Raw genomic sequence first — 14,917 nt, 5'->3', positions numbered from 1 at the left:
CTCCCTTAACCCATCGAAATCGGCTTGCTGCCGTCGTTAACGTTAGCTTTTTCCTGGGCGTCACTTTCTTTAGCTATTTCTTCATCAAGATAGTTGCCGATATAACCGGCTACCACAGTTAAAAATAGAACTCCAAACCAACCAACTATTACTGGTACAATATAATGAATAGGAAACCCTAAAAATGTACCCTCTACTCCATTAGGGGCAAATATAGCAAAAAACAGCCCAATATGACCAGAAGCCAAAAACAGAATGGTTAGAGCTATAGTCAAATATACTTCTTTTTTATAGGCAGTCACAATGATTACCTCGCTTCCACAAATTGATTTCTAAACATTCGTTTGGTATACTTGTCTGTAAAGCAAGGGGTTTTTTCTCTCACCTATGGTTGCCGCCATTCCAGGGAGAAAGCACCTTGCTTTTTTTATTGGGCCGATCAGAAGTAGTACCGATCGGCCTTTTAAAATAAACAATTTATTCTTTGTCAGCTGCGGCCTCGCCTTTAGCCATCTTGGCAAGTTTATTTTTCTTTTCCTGATCCCTAAGTTCCACTCTGCGAATTTTACCACTGATGGTCTTAGGTAATTCTTCCACAAATTCAATTTCTCTAGGATACTTATATGGGGCAGTATTGCTCTTGACATAGTTCTGAATATCCTTAACTAAATCGTCAGACCCTTGATACCCCGGTGCCAGAATAATAAATGCCTTCACAACTTCCCCGCGCATTTCATGGGGGCTGGCTACTACTGCGGACTCAGCTACAGCCGGATGTTCCACTAAAGCACTTTCGACCTCAAATGGACCAATCCGATAGCCGGAACTAATGATTACATCGTCAGCTCTACCTACAAACCAAAAATAATCATCTTCATCTTTATAAGCTCTGTCGCCGGTTAGATACCAGTCGCCTCGAATACTTGCTTGGGTACGTTCGGGGTCATTATAGTACTCTTTAAATAACCCGACAGGGCGTTCAGGTTTGATGCGTACGGCAATATCCCCTTCCTGATTAGCTTCCACTTCGTTTGCGTCTTCGTCAATGACAGAGACATAAAAGCCAGGGGACGGTTTGCCCATAGAACCAAACTTAACATCCAAGCATGGGAATGTTGCCACCATTAGTACACTTTCTGTCTGACCATAACCGTCACGAATAGTCGTACCGGTGGCTTTCTTCCAAACTTCAATAACCTCCGGATTTAGCGGTTCCCCAGCTGCTACACAGTGACGAAGGCTGGCGAAATTATATTTTTTCAAATCGTCCAACACGAACAGTCGATATGCGGTAGGTGGGCCACATAGTGTTGTTATAGGGTACTTTTCCAGTAACTTCAGCGTCTCTTTGGGACCAAATTTGCCTACGCTATGCTGTACAAACACTGCGGCACCCATATTCCAAGGACCAAAGATGCTGCTCCATGCCGCTTTCGCCCAACCGGTATCAGATAAATTCCAGTGTAAATCTCCCGGCTTTAGATCAAGCCAAAATTTACCGGTAATAATATGTCCGATTCCATAGGAAGCGTTGGTGTGTACCGTCATTTTAGGATATCCTGTGGTTCCCGAAGTAAAATAAAGTATAGCAGGATCATCACTCTTAGTATTTTCAACGGTAAAATCGGATGATGCCGCGTCCACAGCCTCTTGATAATTGGTCCATCCTTCGCGCTGACCAACAACGATCTTAACCTTCAACTGGGGAATTTGATCAGCTACTTCGTCTACCTTTGGCGCATTTTCTTCATCCGTAATAATAGCAACACCATCAGAAGCCTCAAATCGATATTTAATATCTTTAGGCATTAACTGTGATGTACCCGGCATAATTATGGCACCTAAGCGCATCAGCGCCAGCATAGTTTCCCACCACTGCGGAACCTTCGGCAGCAACAAAAAGACGCGGTCTCCCTTTTTAATGCCCAGGTCTTTTAATACATTAGCTAATTTAGACGAACCAACCTTAAAGTCAGCAAAAGTTTTTTTAATTTCACTCCCCTCATCGCCAACCCACCACATTGCTAGTTTGTCTTCTTCATCTGCCCACTTGTCCACGATATCACGGGCGAAATTAAAGTACTCTGGTACTTCAAGTTTAAAATCCTGGTATGTTTGGTCATAGTTCTCCATGTTATAGGTCATGGTTTACCCCCTCCTTTTAATATGGATTAATTCCTACGCCCCACCCTATTCCTTGATACACCACCCCCTAAATACTCTCAATATACTAAATGTTCGAACTATTGCGCTAGCAAAACCGCCACCCGCCCATATTTATGCAAGTTAAATACCAACTTGGACTTAGTTTGAGTTGACAGCCCCGACTATGTTAACACCAGGTCTTTTCCCGTTTTTTAAAATAATTTCGACTCTATGGGCAAAAGTGAAAATGTGTAGATGTTCGCATACATGTCTCTGAGTGTTTACAGTTCGCTATAAGCTATACTTTTGGATTTTTTGATAAAGCCAAGCCCTGGATATTCCCAATAAACTAGCCGCCTGCACTTTGTTACCAGCGGTTAAGTCTAACGCTTCTTTAATGGCAACTTTTTCCGTCTGCTCCAGCAGTACCTGTAAGGACTGATGTTGACCAATAACTTTTCCGGATTGACCAGCTTTCTGTAAGTACATCGGTAAATCTTTCGCCTTAATGTTTTCGCCTTCCACTACATTAAATGCTCTTTCCAACACATTTTCCAGTTCCCTTACGTTACCCGGCCAGTGATGATGTAGGAAGACCTTCCAACATTGTTCAGTTAGTCCCTTAACCTGGATGGAAAATTCAAAATTAAACTTATCAATGAAGTGTTTTACCAGTATCTTTAAATCGTCATGCCGTTCTCTCAAAGGTGGTATGGTTAAGCTGATTACATTAAGACGATAGTATAGATCTTCGCGGAATTTTCCTTTTCTAATCAATTCTTCGACATTTTTATTTGTAGCGGCAACAACCCTTACATCTACCATACGAGTACGGGCATCACCTAATCGTTCTATCTCCTTGTCTTGCAGCACCCGCAGCAGTTTTGCCTGCAACGGCAGAGACATATCACCAATTTCATCTAGGAAAATGCTCCCTTTGTCAGCCAATTCAAACTTGCCCACCTGCCCATCCTTACGAGCTCCCGTGAATGCTCCTTCAATATAACCAAATAGTTCGGATTCTAACAGTTGTTCAGGGATTGCAGCACAGTTAACTTTAATAAACGGACCGTATCGCCTATTACTCTCTAAATGCAATGCGTGAGCAAATAACTCCTTGCCAGTACCTGTCTCGCCAGTGATGAGGACTGTGGATGTACTTTGGGCTACTTTTGCCAACGTTTCTTTAAGCCGACTAACTTCTCGAGAATCACCGATAATATTTTCTAGACCATATTTAGCGCCCCGATAGCGCTGCAATTCACCCTTATAATAAGCCAACTCGCTACGCAAAGAATTGATTTTTTGGGCCAATGCGTTGAGGTCATGAACATCTTTAAACATAATTTTCCCAACCGCACCGATGGTACGCCCGTCCTTTTTAATAGGAAAACGCATCACCACCACATCTTGTCCGTTGATTCGCTGCAAATCACCAATTTCTGCACGACCATTCTTAACCACCAGATGCATACGGGTATTTTCCATAATTTCAGTAATATGTTTACCCATGACACTCTGCGCGGAACGCCCCAATAAACTGGCAAAAGCATTATTTACCATTGTAACAATACCTTCACGGTTAACTACAATGAGGCCGTCGTATGCCGTTTCAATAATTGTTTCCATTGTTCCTTTTAAGTCTTTTACCATCTGCAACTCTTCCACAATACTTTGCAGTTCAGTAATCTCTTGAATTACTCCAATAACACCAATGACTTTGCCTCTTGAAATAATTGGCGTCCTATTGGTTAAATAAACAGCATCACCAATAGTAAATTTCCGGCCAATATGAGATTTGCCAGTTTCCAAAACTTTTAATAGACCCGTATATGGAATAATTTCTTCAATGTGCCTGCCCAATACCCTTCTTTCGCAATAACCATAAATCCGTTGAAGGGTTTTATTGAAAACCACAATAATTCCGTTGGCGTCCACCGCAACCACACCATTATGCATAGAATCCAGTACTAGGTCATTCTTTATATCCAAAGATTTAACCACATCATCCTTGATTAATGCCATGCAAACACCTCGCAGAATAGAACGAATTTTCAAGCCAATATTTCATTTAATATTATATAGGACCGTTTACAAAAAGCATACACCCATTTGGCGAGAGGTATAAAACACATAGCGAATGGTATTTAACCGCCTGTAAACGGTTGGATACTGTCAATTCACCTTTACAATCAGTTATCTACCATTGACAGCTTGCAAGTCTTGACCGCTAATCCATGACTCGTTAACAACCCACGTTGTCAAAAATTGCTATTCTTTCTACTCCTCTGAAATTGTATTTTCATCTTTCTCTACTAATGCCTCCAGCAGCATGACTAATTAAAAAAAAGACCATAAACACCTGCGTTTATGGTCCTTTTCTTAATTATTTCGGTTGTTACGTCCACGGTCATTCCGTCGACGGTTCCCCTGGTCACCGCTATTTTTGCCCTCGTAACCCGGCAATGCCTCTTTGCGGGATAACTTTAATCTACCTTGATGATCAAAACTAATGGCCTTGACGGTAATCGTTTCACCTTCGGAAACAATGTCTTCCACCTTTTCCACTCGTTCCGGTGCTAATTGAGAAATGTGTACCATACCTTCTTTACCAGGCATCCCCAGCACACCTGGGAGAACTTCAACAAAAGCACCAAAATCCATCACCTTAGTAACTTTACCTAGATATATTTTACCAACTTCAACTTCTTGAGTAATAGCTTCAATAATTTTTGTCGCGTTTGCCCCTGCTTCACGGTCAATCGCAGCAATAAACACTGAACCATCATCTTCAATGTCAATTTTGACATCTGTTTCTTCAACAATCTTTTTAATGGTTTTGCCGCCCGGACCAATTACATCTCTAATCTTATCAGGATGGATATGCATGCGAATAATGCTCGGGGCATACGGGGACAATTGTTCTCTGGGAGCAGCAATTGTCTCAACCATTTTATTCAGTATAAACATGCGGCCATCTTTGGCCTGGGCAAGTGCTTGTTTTAAAATGGGTATGTTAATACCGGCAACCTTAATATCCATTTGTAGGGCCGTAATTCCATCACGAGTACCGGCTACCTTGAAATCCATGTCTCCCAATGCATCCTCAATACCTTGTATATCAGTAAGTACCGCAACTTGGTCCTCTTCTTTCATCAGACCCATAGCTACACCGGCAACAGGCGCCTTAATAGGTACGCCTGAATCCATCAGAGATAACGTACTGCTACAAACACTGGCCATAGAAGTAGACCCGTTAGAGGAAACAACTTCCGACACTAGTCGAATTGTATATGGAAACTCTTCTTCACTGGGCAGTACTGCTTCCAGCGCCTTCTCTGCAAGGGCTCCATGTCCGATTTCCCTTCGGCCTGGTCCCCGCATGGGTCTTGCTTCACCCACACTGTAGGGTGGAAAATTATAGTGGTGCATATATCTCTTGGATTCTTCTACCCCGAGTCCATCAATCATTTGTTCGTCACTGATGGCGCCTAGTGTGGCAATATTTATTACCTGGGTCTCGCCCCGAGTAAACAACCCGGAACCGTGGGTACGAGGTAATACGCCCACTTCACACCAAATAGGTCGTACTTCATCCAAACTTCTCCCGTCAATTCTTTTTCCTTCTTTAATACCGGTTTCGCGGAGAAGATGTTTTTCCTTTGAACCTATTATGTCTGATAGTTTGCTTTCAAAATCCGAGAATTCTTCCATTGCTTCAGCATATTCTTCCAGCAATTTTTCTTTAAGGCTGCCTTTAACTTCAGCCATTTTTTCCTCTCGCTTATGTTTCTTTAAGCTAAAACAGGCCTCAATCATATCATTTAAGGGAGCACTACATTTACTTGCTATTTCTTCGCTCAAATGTTCTGGTAAACCTTCGTATTCAAAAACCTGCTTTTCCTTTGCAATTCCTTGTGTTAAAGCTTCTTCACGGAATTCACTGATAAACCGGACTATCTTTTTGATTTCTTCATGCCCGCGCTCAATTGCTGCCAGCACTGTTTCTTCGCTTACCTCTTTAGCCCTTGCTTCCACCATCATGACTCCATGCTCTGTACCGGCTACTACCAACCGCAGCTTGCTAACCTCACCTTCTTTAAGGTTAGGGTTGACCACTAGCTCACCGTCAACCAAACCTACTTCCACCGCAGCTATAGGTCCTTCGAATGGTATGTGCGAGAGAGTAAGTGCTGCCGACGCCCCAACCATTGCTGCAATATCTGGTGCATTGTCTTGGTCAACGGACATTACCGTTGCAACTACTTGTACATCATTACGATAGTGCTTGGGAAACAGCGGTCTAATAGGGCGGTCAATTAACCTAGCAGTTAAAGTTGCCTTTTCACTGGGGCGGCCCTCTCTCTTAATAAAACCTCCCGGTATCTTCCCTACCGAATACATTCTTTCCTCATAATCCACTGTCAGTGGGAAAAAGCTCATACCTTGTCGGGGTGCCTGAGAGCCCGTAGCAGTTACCAAAACCACTGTGTCACCGTAACGTACAATTACTGAACCACTAGCTTGTTGGGCCACGCGGCCAGTTTCAATAGTCAGTTCACGGCCACCAACAGTTAGGGCTTTTACTAATCCTTCGTTATTTACCTGCATCAAACACTTAAACCTCCTTAAAGCATCTTATTGTAGCGAATGTCAACCTTGACAAGTTCCACATCCTTTATATTATTTCCTTCCCATACAGAAAAAAATACCAAATAATGCTGAATCCATTCAATTCAAGCAGCCCATCGTCACACTTATCAAAGCGTTTTACCAGATTACTAAAAAAAAAAAGAGCGGTTTATCCGCTCTACCTTCTCAGTCCAAGAGATTCAATTAGCTTACGGTAGCGGTCAAAATCATTATCCTTAAGATAATTGAGCAAACCTCTACGATTACCTACCATTTTCAATAAACCACGCCGAGAATGATGGTCCTTTTTATGCTGTTTCAAGTGTTCTGTCAAATGGTTAATTCTTTCAGTAAGAATAGCGATTTGTACTTCAGGAGAACCAGTATCATTATCGTGCAGCTTGTACTTGGTAATGATTTGTTGTTTGCCATCCTGCGGAATTGACATGGTAGTTCACCTCCTTTTTTATAATCGCCATAAACCAAGTATATCGACGGAGGAATCAATTAACCTAGTTAATGGTTCAAAACCTATTATAAAAGAAAATTTGTTAATTAGCAACCATTGTCTAAAAGTGTCACGTTATCTTTAATTACTTGCCGTACCTGACTAATATCTTTGCCGATTTGCCTCACTAACTGGTCCACACCTGAGAAAGCACGTTCTCCTCGCAGTCGTTGAAGCACTTCTACTTCCATTATCTGCCCGTATAAATCTCCCTCAAAATCAAGCAAGTGAACTTCTACACTAACTTTATCACGGTCAAAAGTAGGGCAATTACCTATGTTCATTACCCCGGTCCGAATAATATCAGAGCAGTACGCTCTTACCATGTAAACGCCTGATGGTATAATAACTTGCATGCGGTCAGTGTCAATGTTGGCAGTCGGAAAACCGATTTTCCGCCCCATTTTTTCTCCATCCTTAACAATGCCTTTAATTATATAGGGATGTCCCAAATATTCATTAGCTTGTTGTACATCTCCATTAATAAGCTGGTCACGAACCAGCGAACTGCTTACCACGTGGCCGTCCACTTTAACTGGTGGAATCGTGAAAACAGAAAAACCATAATATTGCCCAAGTTGTTCAAGCATCTTAGAGGTACCTTTTCCCATGGCACCAAATGAATAGTTATAACCGATAAAAACTGCTGCTACTTTGAAACGGGAAACCAAATATTCTTCAACAAACCGTTCCGGCGACACCTTAGAAAACTGACTAGTAAAGGGTATCTCTAACAGCATATCTGGTTCCAGCCTACTTATCAGTGCGCGTTTAAGATCGTCATCCGTTAATAACGCCGGAGAATCATCAGGTACTAAAACCTGCCGGGGATGAGGACGAAAAGTTAGCACAGCCGAAGTAATTCCCTTTTGCCTGGCTTTGCTAACTGCCTCAGAAATTAATTGCTTATGCCCCAAATGTACGCCATCGAAATTACCGATGGCCAAAACCGAACGATGCGTCAAATAGGTTTCTTGGTTTATCTTGATTAAATCCACCTATAGCCCTCTCCTTAACAAACATCATCAAAGATATAATACTTTCCTAGGCCTCAATATAGTGGACCCGGAACTGCTTTCCTCTATAATTGCGATGGCAATAAACTGGTCGCAGTGGTCGTAAACAGCTACTTCTGTTCCTGCCCCTGCTTCAAATTCCCTGCAAACACGGGCAGTTCCCCCGTTTTGCAGCTTCACGGTTATTCTTTCTTCTGGTAATCTTACCTTGGGCAGGTCCCTTAATGCAGTATCCATGGGATATAAGAATTGTGTCGGATGCGAAGATATATTAGATAGTTCATCTAATGAGAATGCTTCCTTTAAAAGAAAAGGTCCGACTGCTGTCCTTACCAAAAACTGCATCATTCCACCACACCCTAGTGCTGAGCCAATATCAGCACAAAGTGTACGAATGTATGTGCCCTTTGAACAAGTTACGTCAAGAAAAAAATCTTTCTTTTCCCCATCCGTAGATCTGCGAACAAAATCCAGACTAAAAATAGTTATTTTTCTTTTTTTTCGGGCAACGGTTTCCCCTTTTCTGGCAAGTTCATATAATTTTTTTCCATTAATCTTAATCGCGGATGTCATAGGTGGAATTTGTTCAATCTCACCCGTAAAATGCGATAATACCAGCGAAATTTCTTTATTACTAACATCCCTCACTAGACTTGTAGAGATAACGTTACCATAGCTGTCTCCGCTATCAGTGGTCACTCCTAATCTTAGCAAGCAGCGGTAGCTCTTTTGCAGGTTTAGAACGTATTCACTTAACCGGGTGGCTTTACCCATAGCCAACACCAAAACCCCTGCAGCGCCTGGGTCTAATGTCCCTGTATGCCCGACTTTTTTCTGTTGAAAAGTTTTTCTGGCCCAGGCAACTACGTCATGGGAAGACATGCCCGGCGGCTTTAATACGTTAATAAACCCATCCAAACTAACCACCCGCAGTCTAATTGATTTTTTTGTTCACAAAACCCACCACTTGCCTAATAGCCTCATCCAAAGAAGCATTGACCGAACACCCGGCTGCCTTTGCATGACCTCCACCACCAAAGACTCTGGCAATGCGGTTTACATCATAATCGTCCTTGGAACGCAAAGCAACTTTAACCGTATGTTTATCCATCTGACGAAAAAACAAAGCAATCTTTACGCCTTTAATGGACTTAGGGTAATTAACAAAACCTTCACAGTGTTCACTATCAGCGCCCAAGCGCTGCATTGTCTCTATATCAACCCACATATAAGCCAATTGACCATCTTCACTCACGTTAAGAGACGGCAAAACGGCTGCAAGCAGCCGAATACTGGTCAGAGATCGGTTTTCATGTAATGTCTGATTTATAATACCGGACTTAACGCCCTTACCTAGCAAAAGCGAAGCGATTTCCAAAGTTTTTTGCTTTGTATTGCCATATTGGAAGGACCCGGTGTCAGTGGCTAGCGCTACATATAAAGCATTGGCCATATGAATGTTTAGCTCTACTCCCATCGCAGCAATTAAATCGTAGATCATTTCACCAGCTGCCGCTGCCTCAGGGTCAATAACGTTATAGCTGCCAAAATTGGTATTGCTTATATGATGGTCAATGTTAATAACTTGTGGTTGGCGTCTGATTATAATTTGTTGAAGTTCATCACCAATTCTTTCCAAACCGGTGCAGTCAACAGCTACACATAAAGCGGGAACGTCCACTATTTCCGATGACTGCTTAATTTCATCACTGCCAAAAAGAAACCCATACATTTCTGGCACCGGGTCATTATTAACCATTATTACATTTTTCCCCATCGACTTCAAAGCTAATCCTAACGCCAGGGTAGAACCTATACTATCGCCGTCGGGAATTACGTGCGAGGTGATTAAAATATTCTGATGTTTCTTAAGCACAGCAACAATCTTATTAAGCATCTTCATCCTCGGGTTTCTTTACTTCCGACAGCAATTTTGAAATATGGGCACCGTATTCGATAGAATGGTCAAAGCGAAATTCAAGTTCAGGTGTGTAACGCAATTGTAGGCGCTGTCCTAATTCCCTGCGAATGAAACTGGTCGCTTTTTCCAATCCTGCTAAAGAATCTTCTCGGTTTTTATCAGTTTCTAGGATACTGATAAATATTTTTGAATGCCGTAAATCTTTGGAAAGTTCCACACCCGTGACGGTAACAAATCCGATACGCGGGTCCTTTACTTCATCTCTGATTATTTGAGCAATTTCCTTTTTCATTTGTTCAGCTACTCTGTTTGCTCTCAGAGAAGACATAGTCTACCCCCCTAAGGTTCTACAGTTCTCTTTGTACTTCCACAAAGGTATAAAACTCCAGAATGTCCTCATCTTTTATATCATTATAATTTTCAAGACCTACACCACATTCATATCCCTGCATAACTTCCTTGGCATCATCTTTAAAGCGCCTTAGGGAATCAATGGCGCCTTCGTGCACAACAACGCCATTTCTGATAACCCTTACTTTTGCACTGTTGGTAACTTTACCGTCAGTAACATAACATCCGGCAATAGTGCCAGCTTTAGGAACCTTGAATGTGGCGCGAACTTTGGCTTGACCCAAAACCACTTCTTTGAACTCCGGGTCAAGAAGACCGGTCATTGCCGCTTTCACATCATCCAGCGCCTCATAAATGACACGGTAGACATGAATATCGATTTCTTCTTTTTCCGCAGCTTTTCTGGCATTATTATCGGGTCGTACGTTAAAACCGATAATAATACCATTTGATGCCGTAGCTAACATCACGTCAGTTTCGCTGATGCCTCCTACGCCACTGTGAATAATGTTAACTTTTACTTCGTCAGTAGACAGTCTTTCCAATGATTGTCCCAAAGCTTCAACTGAACCCTGAACATCACCTTTAATGACGATGTTTAATTCCTTGATTTCACCAGCCTGCATACTGTTAAATAATTCATCAAGGCTGATTTTTCCGGAGCGCCGCAGCTCTTCTTCCCGCTTAACCGTTTGTATTTCACCCGCCACTGCCCGAGCCTTCTTTTCATCCATAACCTGAAAAACATCACCCGCATTGGGAACATCAGACAACCCCAACACTTCTACAGGAACCGAAGGGCCTGCACTTTTTATTCTTCGTCCTTTGTAATCCATCATCGCCCTGACTTTACCAAAAATTGACCCCGCAACAAGGGGTTGACCTACCTTAAGTGTCCCTTTTAATACAAGCATGGTTGCAACAGGGCCCCGACCTTTATCCAATTCCGCTTCGATAACAATACCGCGGGCCGGCCGGTCAGGGTTAGCCTTGATTTCCTGCATTTCAGCCACCAGAAGAACCATCTCCAGCAAGGTATCCAGTCCTTCTTTACGTATTGCAGAGACCGGCACACAGATAGTCTCTCCACCCCAGTCTTCGGATACTAAGCCGTGTTCAGTTAACTCCTGTTTCACCCGATCCGGATTTGAATCCGGTTTGTCAATCTTATTAATTGCCACAATAACCGGTACTCCTGCTGCTTTGGCATGGTTAATTGCTTCCACTGTTTGAGGCATGACACCATCATCTGCAGCCACAACTAATATGGCAATATCTGTAGCTTGAGCACCCCGGGCACGCATTGCCGTAAACGCTTCATGACCCGGCGTATCCAAAAAAGTAATCTTCCTTCCATTAATTTGCGCCTGGTAAGCACCAATGTGCTGTGTAATGCCTCCCGCTTCCGTAGCTGTGACATTCTCTTCACGGATTGCATCTAGCAATGAGGTTTTACCGTGGTCGACGTGTCCCATTACCGTTACCACCGGTGGGCGTTCTATCAACTCTTCAGGTTTGTCCTCAATATCCTCAAGTTCTTCTGGTTTCTCTGGTTCTTTTATTTTGGTCTCAACACCATATTCCGCACCCAAAATTTGGGCTGTCTCTGCATCGATTTCATTATTCAGTGTCGCCATAACACCTAGGCCAATCAATTTTTTTATTACATCTGTAGCCTCAATACCGAGAAGTTTTGCATATTCCTGCACAGAAATACTCTCACCGATTTCAATTTCTTCCACTTTGGCTTTTACTATTTCATTTTTCCGAGACCTTGGCCCTGCGTTATTCTGCTGGGTTCCCTTAGTTTTTCCTTTTCGTTGGTCTTTTGATTTATTCTTCTTCTGCAGTTTCTTTTTCTTTTCCTCATCACTTTTAACTTTGTTGCTATTTGCTTCTTTTTGTTTATCTTGAGGCTGTTCCAATTTTTTCAGATGATCCTTCACTTTATTTACTGCTTCGTCGCTTAAAGAACTCATATGTGATTTGTAATCTATATCCAAATCGTTAAGCAATTTCATAAGCTGTTTACTGCCAAGTTTTAATTCTTTAGCAAACTCGTAAACTCTCTTTTTGGTCATTTATCCTTACCCCCTTAATATTAGACCATGGTTTCCACTACCAACTCCCAACCTAATTCATTAATTGATAAACTTTTCTAGCCAATCCGGGGTCTAAAATCCCCAAAGCCGAACGGGGAGATTTTCCAATAGATAAACCCAACTGAACTTTAGTGCCGGTAACGCACCATGGCACGCCTAATCTTTCAGCGTTGTTCAACAGCTTATCTTTAGTGTTCTCTGCCGTATCAATAGCAATAATTATTAATTTCACCCGGCCATTCTTTAACTTATCTTGTAAAACCTGGTCGCCGGATATCACCTTACCGGCTTTCTGCGCAAAACCGATTAACGCAAATACCTGATTACTCATCCTAAAACTTCCTCTAACAGTTTCTGCCTGACCTCTTCAGAGATGGCTCCAGCCAGTGATCTTTCCAGGGCTTTGGTTTTAATCGCTTTCGCAAGGCATGCTTTATCCGGGCATACATATGCCCCTCGACCTGGTCGTTTCCCACTTGGATCGATATGAATTTCTCCTTCCGGCGAGCGAACCACCCGTACCAATTCTCGCTTGTCCTTACGTTCCCGACAACCAAGACACATGCGTAGGGGTACTTTTTTTTTGGCACCACCCATCATTAGTCCTCCTTAGGTTCTGCCGTTCCGGCAGTATCCACGTTAACTGCTTCCTGTAAAACACCTTCTTCAGCATCTAACTTTGATTTGTCAGGTTCTTGCGGTTTAACTTGGCTTTCACTCTTTATATCAATCTTCCAAGCAGTCAGCTTAGCAGCTAGGCGGGCATTTTGACCTTCCTTACCAATAGCTAAGGAAAGTTGGTAATCCGGAACAACCACTTGGGCAATTTTTGTTCCTTCATCCACGTTAACAGAAACAACCTTGGACGGGCTAAGTGCGTTAGCTACAAAAACCGCCGGATCATCACTCCATCGAACTATGTCAATTTTCTCTCCATTCAGTTCATTGACAATGCTTTGTACGCGCATACCTTTTGGGCCTACACAGGCTCCTACCGGGTCTACATTATCATCTACCGAAGAGACAGCTAATTTGGAACGGCTGCCCGCCTCCCGGGAAATAGACTTAACCTCCACTACACCATCATGAATTTCCGGCACCTCTAATTCAAACAACCTTTTTAAAAGACCAGGGTGCGTTCTGGACACGATAATTTGAGGTCCTTTAGTTGTCTTCTTTACCTCTAAGATGTAACTTTTTATTCGGTTACCATGTTTATATGCTTCATTGGCAATCTGCTCCGTGGGCGGCAGTACCGCTTCCGTCTTACCTAAATCGACATAGACGGTTTTACCTTCAATTCTCTGTACTAAACCAGTGACAATTTCATCTTCCCGGCTAACATATTCGTCAAAGATAACCCCCCGCTCAGCTTCCCTGATACGTTGCACAACTACCTGCTTTGCAGTCTGGGCGGCAATTCTTCCAAAATCACGGGGGGTAACTTCTTCTTCTACTATGTCGCCCAACTCATAGTTGGGGTTAGCTTTTTGTGCCGCTTCGAACGAAATATCAGTCCTGTCATCCTCAACCTGCTCAACTACAGTCTTACAACTATATACCGTTATCTCTCCGGTTTCACGGTCAATGACCGTACGTACATTTCTTTTAGAGCCAAAGTTTTTGTTGTAAGCAGAAATAAGTGCCGCTTCTATTGCATCAAACAGCACTTCTGAGGACACCCCTTTAGATTTTTCCAACTCATGAATCGCATCAATAAAGTCCGTATTCATTTTTTAAACCTCCTTACAAATCTACAGATAAATGTATCATAGAAATCTTTTCCCTGGGAATCATCCACTTATCGCCGCCATCCTGAATAGCTACCACATTAGCTTCTAAACCTAAAAGCGTTCCCTGAAAAGACTTTTTTCCTTCTATCGGAGTATATGTACTTGCAGAGACCCTGTATCCCGCGAACCTATGGAAATCCTCATCCTTTTTTAAAGGCCGTTCAATACCCGGGGAAGATACCTCTAAAATATAACTATTGGGTATCGGATCCTCTTTATCCAAAATAGTACTTATTTCCCTGCTAAGTTTCTCACATTGGTCCAACACAATTCCCTCAGGGTGGTCTATGTAAACTCGCAAATACCAATCAGCGCCTTCCTTTTGGTATTCCACCTCAACTAACTCATAATCAGTCCCTTTAATAACTCTTTCTACAACATCTTCAACTTGTTTCTCCACTTTACCTGCCATTACTTAATCCTCCCAACATTGTCGGTGTTTAGTAATA

The 14,917-nt window shown here is 42.5% G+C and carries 14 protein-coding genes; all 14 read right to left on the bottom strand.

Features of this window, described 5'->3' with window-relative positions:
- Positions 1-5 precede the first annotated feature (5 nt).
- Complete coding sequence (locus MFMK1_RS10635) at positions 6-302, bottom strand: hypothetical protein (protein WP_366921688.1); 297 nt, start codon at positions 300-302, stop codon at positions 6-8.
- A gap of 175 nt (positions 303-477) precedes the next feature.
- Positions 478-2,145: an AMP-binding protein gene (locus tag MFMK1_RS10630; protein WP_366921687.1), complete on the bottom strand. Its 1,668-nt coding sequence runs from the start codon at positions 2,143-2,145 to the stop codon at positions 478-480.
- A 291-nt stretch (positions 2,146-2,436) separates the two neighbouring features.
- Positions 2,437-4,170 (bottom strand): sigma 54-interacting transcriptional regulator, encoded by a 1,734-nt coding sequence (locus tag MFMK1_RS10625; protein ID WP_366921686.1) that lies wholly within the window; start codon positions 4,168-4,170, stop codon positions 2,437-2,439.
- A 357-nt stretch (positions 4,171-4,527) separates the two neighbouring features.
- Complete coding sequence (pnp, locus tag MFMK1_RS10620) at positions 4,528-6,756, bottom strand: polyribonucleotide nucleotidyltransferase (protein WP_366924925.1); 2,229 nt, start codon at positions 6,754-6,756, stop codon at positions 4,528-4,530.
- 199 nt (positions 6,757-6,955) lie between these two features.
- Positions 6,956-7,225 carry a 30S ribosomal protein S15 gene (gene rpsO, locus MFMK1_RS10615; RefSeq protein ID WP_366921685.1) on the bottom strand — a complete coding sequence of 90 codons (270 nt, stop codon included), beginning with the start codon at positions 7,223-7,225 and terminating at the stop codon, positions 6,956-6,958.
- 107 nt (positions 7,226-7,332) lie between these two features.
- On the bottom strand, positions 7,333-8,283 hold the full coding sequence (locus MFMK1_RS10610) for a bifunctional riboflavin kinase/FAD synthetase (protein ID WP_366921684.1): 951 nt from the start codon (positions 8,281-8,283) through the stop codon (positions 7,333-7,335).
- A 27-nt stretch (positions 8,284-8,310) separates the two neighbouring features.
- Positions 8,311-9,219: a tRNA pseudouridine(55) synthase TruB gene (truB, locus tag MFMK1_RS10605; RefSeq protein WP_366921683.1), complete on the bottom strand. Its 909-nt coding sequence runs from the start codon at positions 9,217-9,219 to the stop codon at positions 8,311-8,313.
- 16 nt (positions 9,220-9,235) lie between these two features.
- The gene (locus tag MFMK1_RS10600; RefSeq protein WP_366921682.1) at positions 9,236-10,198 is read right to left on the bottom strand and encodes a DHH family phosphoesterase; all 963 of its coding nucleotides are present in this window, start codon (positions 10,196-10,198) and stop codon (positions 9,236-9,238) included.
- Positions 10,191-10,550, bottom strand: a complete 360-nt coding sequence (gene rbfA, locus MFMK1_RS10595; RefSeq protein WP_366921681.1) for a 30S ribosome-binding factor RbfA — start codon at positions 10,548-10,550, stop codon at positions 10,191-10,193. The genes MFMK1_RS10600 and rbfA overlap by 8 nt, the downstream gene beginning before the upstream one ends.
- 19 nt (positions 10,551-10,569) lie before the next feature.
- Positions 10,570-12,654: a translation initiation factor IF-2 gene (gene infB, locus MFMK1_RS10590; RefSeq protein ID WP_366921680.1), complete on the bottom strand. Its 2,085-nt coding sequence runs from the start codon at positions 12,652-12,654 to the stop codon at positions 10,570-10,572.
- Positions 12,655-12,706: 52 nt separating this feature from the next.
- Positions 12,707-13,006, bottom strand: a complete 300-nt coding sequence (locus MFMK1_RS10585) for a L7Ae/L30e/S12e/Gadd45 family ribosomal protein (RefSeq protein WP_366921679.1) — start codon at positions 13,004-13,006, stop codon at positions 12,707-12,709.
- Positions 13,003-13,272 (bottom strand): RNase P modulator RnpM, encoded by a 270-nt coding sequence (gene rnpM, locus MFMK1_RS10580; protein ID WP_366921678.1) that lies wholly within the window; start codon positions 13,270-13,272, stop codon positions 13,003-13,005. The genes MFMK1_RS10585 and rnpM overlap by 4 nt, the downstream gene beginning before the upstream one ends.
- A gap of 2 nt (positions 13,273-13,274) precedes the next feature.
- The gene (gene nusA / locus MFMK1_RS10575) at positions 13,275-14,408 is read right to left on the bottom strand and encodes a transcription termination factor NusA (RefSeq protein ID WP_366921677.1); all 1,134 of its coding nucleotides are present in this window, start codon (positions 14,406-14,408) and stop codon (positions 13,275-13,277) included.
- Positions 14,409-14,421: 13 nt separating this feature from the next.
- Positions 14,422-14,880 carry a ribosome maturation factor RimP gene (locus tag MFMK1_RS10570; protein WP_366921676.1) on the bottom strand — a complete coding sequence of 153 codons (459 nt, stop codon included), beginning with the start codon at positions 14,878-14,880 and terminating at the stop codon, positions 14,422-14,424.
- Positions 14,881-14,917 lie beyond the last annotated feature (37 nt).

This window comes from Metallumcola ferriviriculae, from assembly GCF_035573695.1.
GTDB classification, from domain to species: domain Bacteria; phylum Bacillota; class JADQBR01; order JADQBR01; family JADQBR01; genus Metallumcola; species Metallumcola ferriviriculae.
The sequence above is the reverse complement of the archived record's forward strand: the minus strand, read 5'-3'. Positions and strand labels throughout refer to the sequence as shown.

What these genes read in the sequence shown, in the direction of transcription:
- MFMK1_RS10600 (WP_366921682.1), bottom strand. Translation starts at nt 10,198, where the DNA reads ATGCTTAATAAGATTGTTGCTGTGCTTAAGAAACATCAGAATATTTTA.
- MFMK1_RS10570 (WP_366921676.1), bottom strand. Translation starts at nt 14,880, where the DNA reads ATGGCAGGTAAAGTGGAGAAACAAGTTGAAGATGTTGTAGAAAGAGTT.
- rpsO (WP_366921685.1), bottom strand. Translation starts at nt 7,225, where the DNA reads ATGTCAATTCCGCAGGATGGCAAACAACAAATCATTACCAAGTACAAG.
- rbfA (WP_366921681.1), bottom strand. Translation starts at nt 10,550, where the DNA reads ATGTCTTCTCTGAGAGCAAACAGAGTAGCTGAACAAATGAAAAAGGAA.
- infB (WP_366921680.1), bottom strand. Translation starts at nt 12,654, where the DNA reads ATGACCAAAAAGAGAGTTTACGAGTTTGCTAAAGAATTAAAACTTGGC.
- rnpM (WP_366921678.1), bottom strand. Translation starts at nt 13,272, where the DNA reads ATGGGTGGTGCCAAAAAAAAAGTACCCCTACGCATGTGTCTTGGTTGT.
- pnp (WP_366924925.1), bottom strand. Translation starts at nt 6,756, where the DNA reads ATGCAGGTAAATAACGAAGGATTAGTAAAAGCCCTAACTGTTGGTGGC.
- MFMK1_RS10630 (WP_366921687.1), bottom strand. Translation starts at nt 2,145, where the DNA reads ATGACCTATAACATGGAGAACTATGACCAAACATACCAGGATTTTAAA.
- MFMK1_RS10625 (WP_366921686.1), bottom strand. Translation starts at nt 4,170, where the DNA reads ATGGCATTAATCAAGGATGATGTGGTTAAATCTTTGGATATAAAGAAT.
- MFMK1_RS10585 (WP_366921679.1), bottom strand. Translation starts at nt 13,006, where the DNA reads ATGAGTAATCAGGTATTTGCGTTAATCGGTTTTGCGCAGAAAGCCGGT.
- nusA (WP_366921677.1), bottom strand. Translation starts at nt 14,408, where the DNA reads ATGAATACGGACTTTATTGATGCGATTCATGAGTTGGAAAAATCTAAA.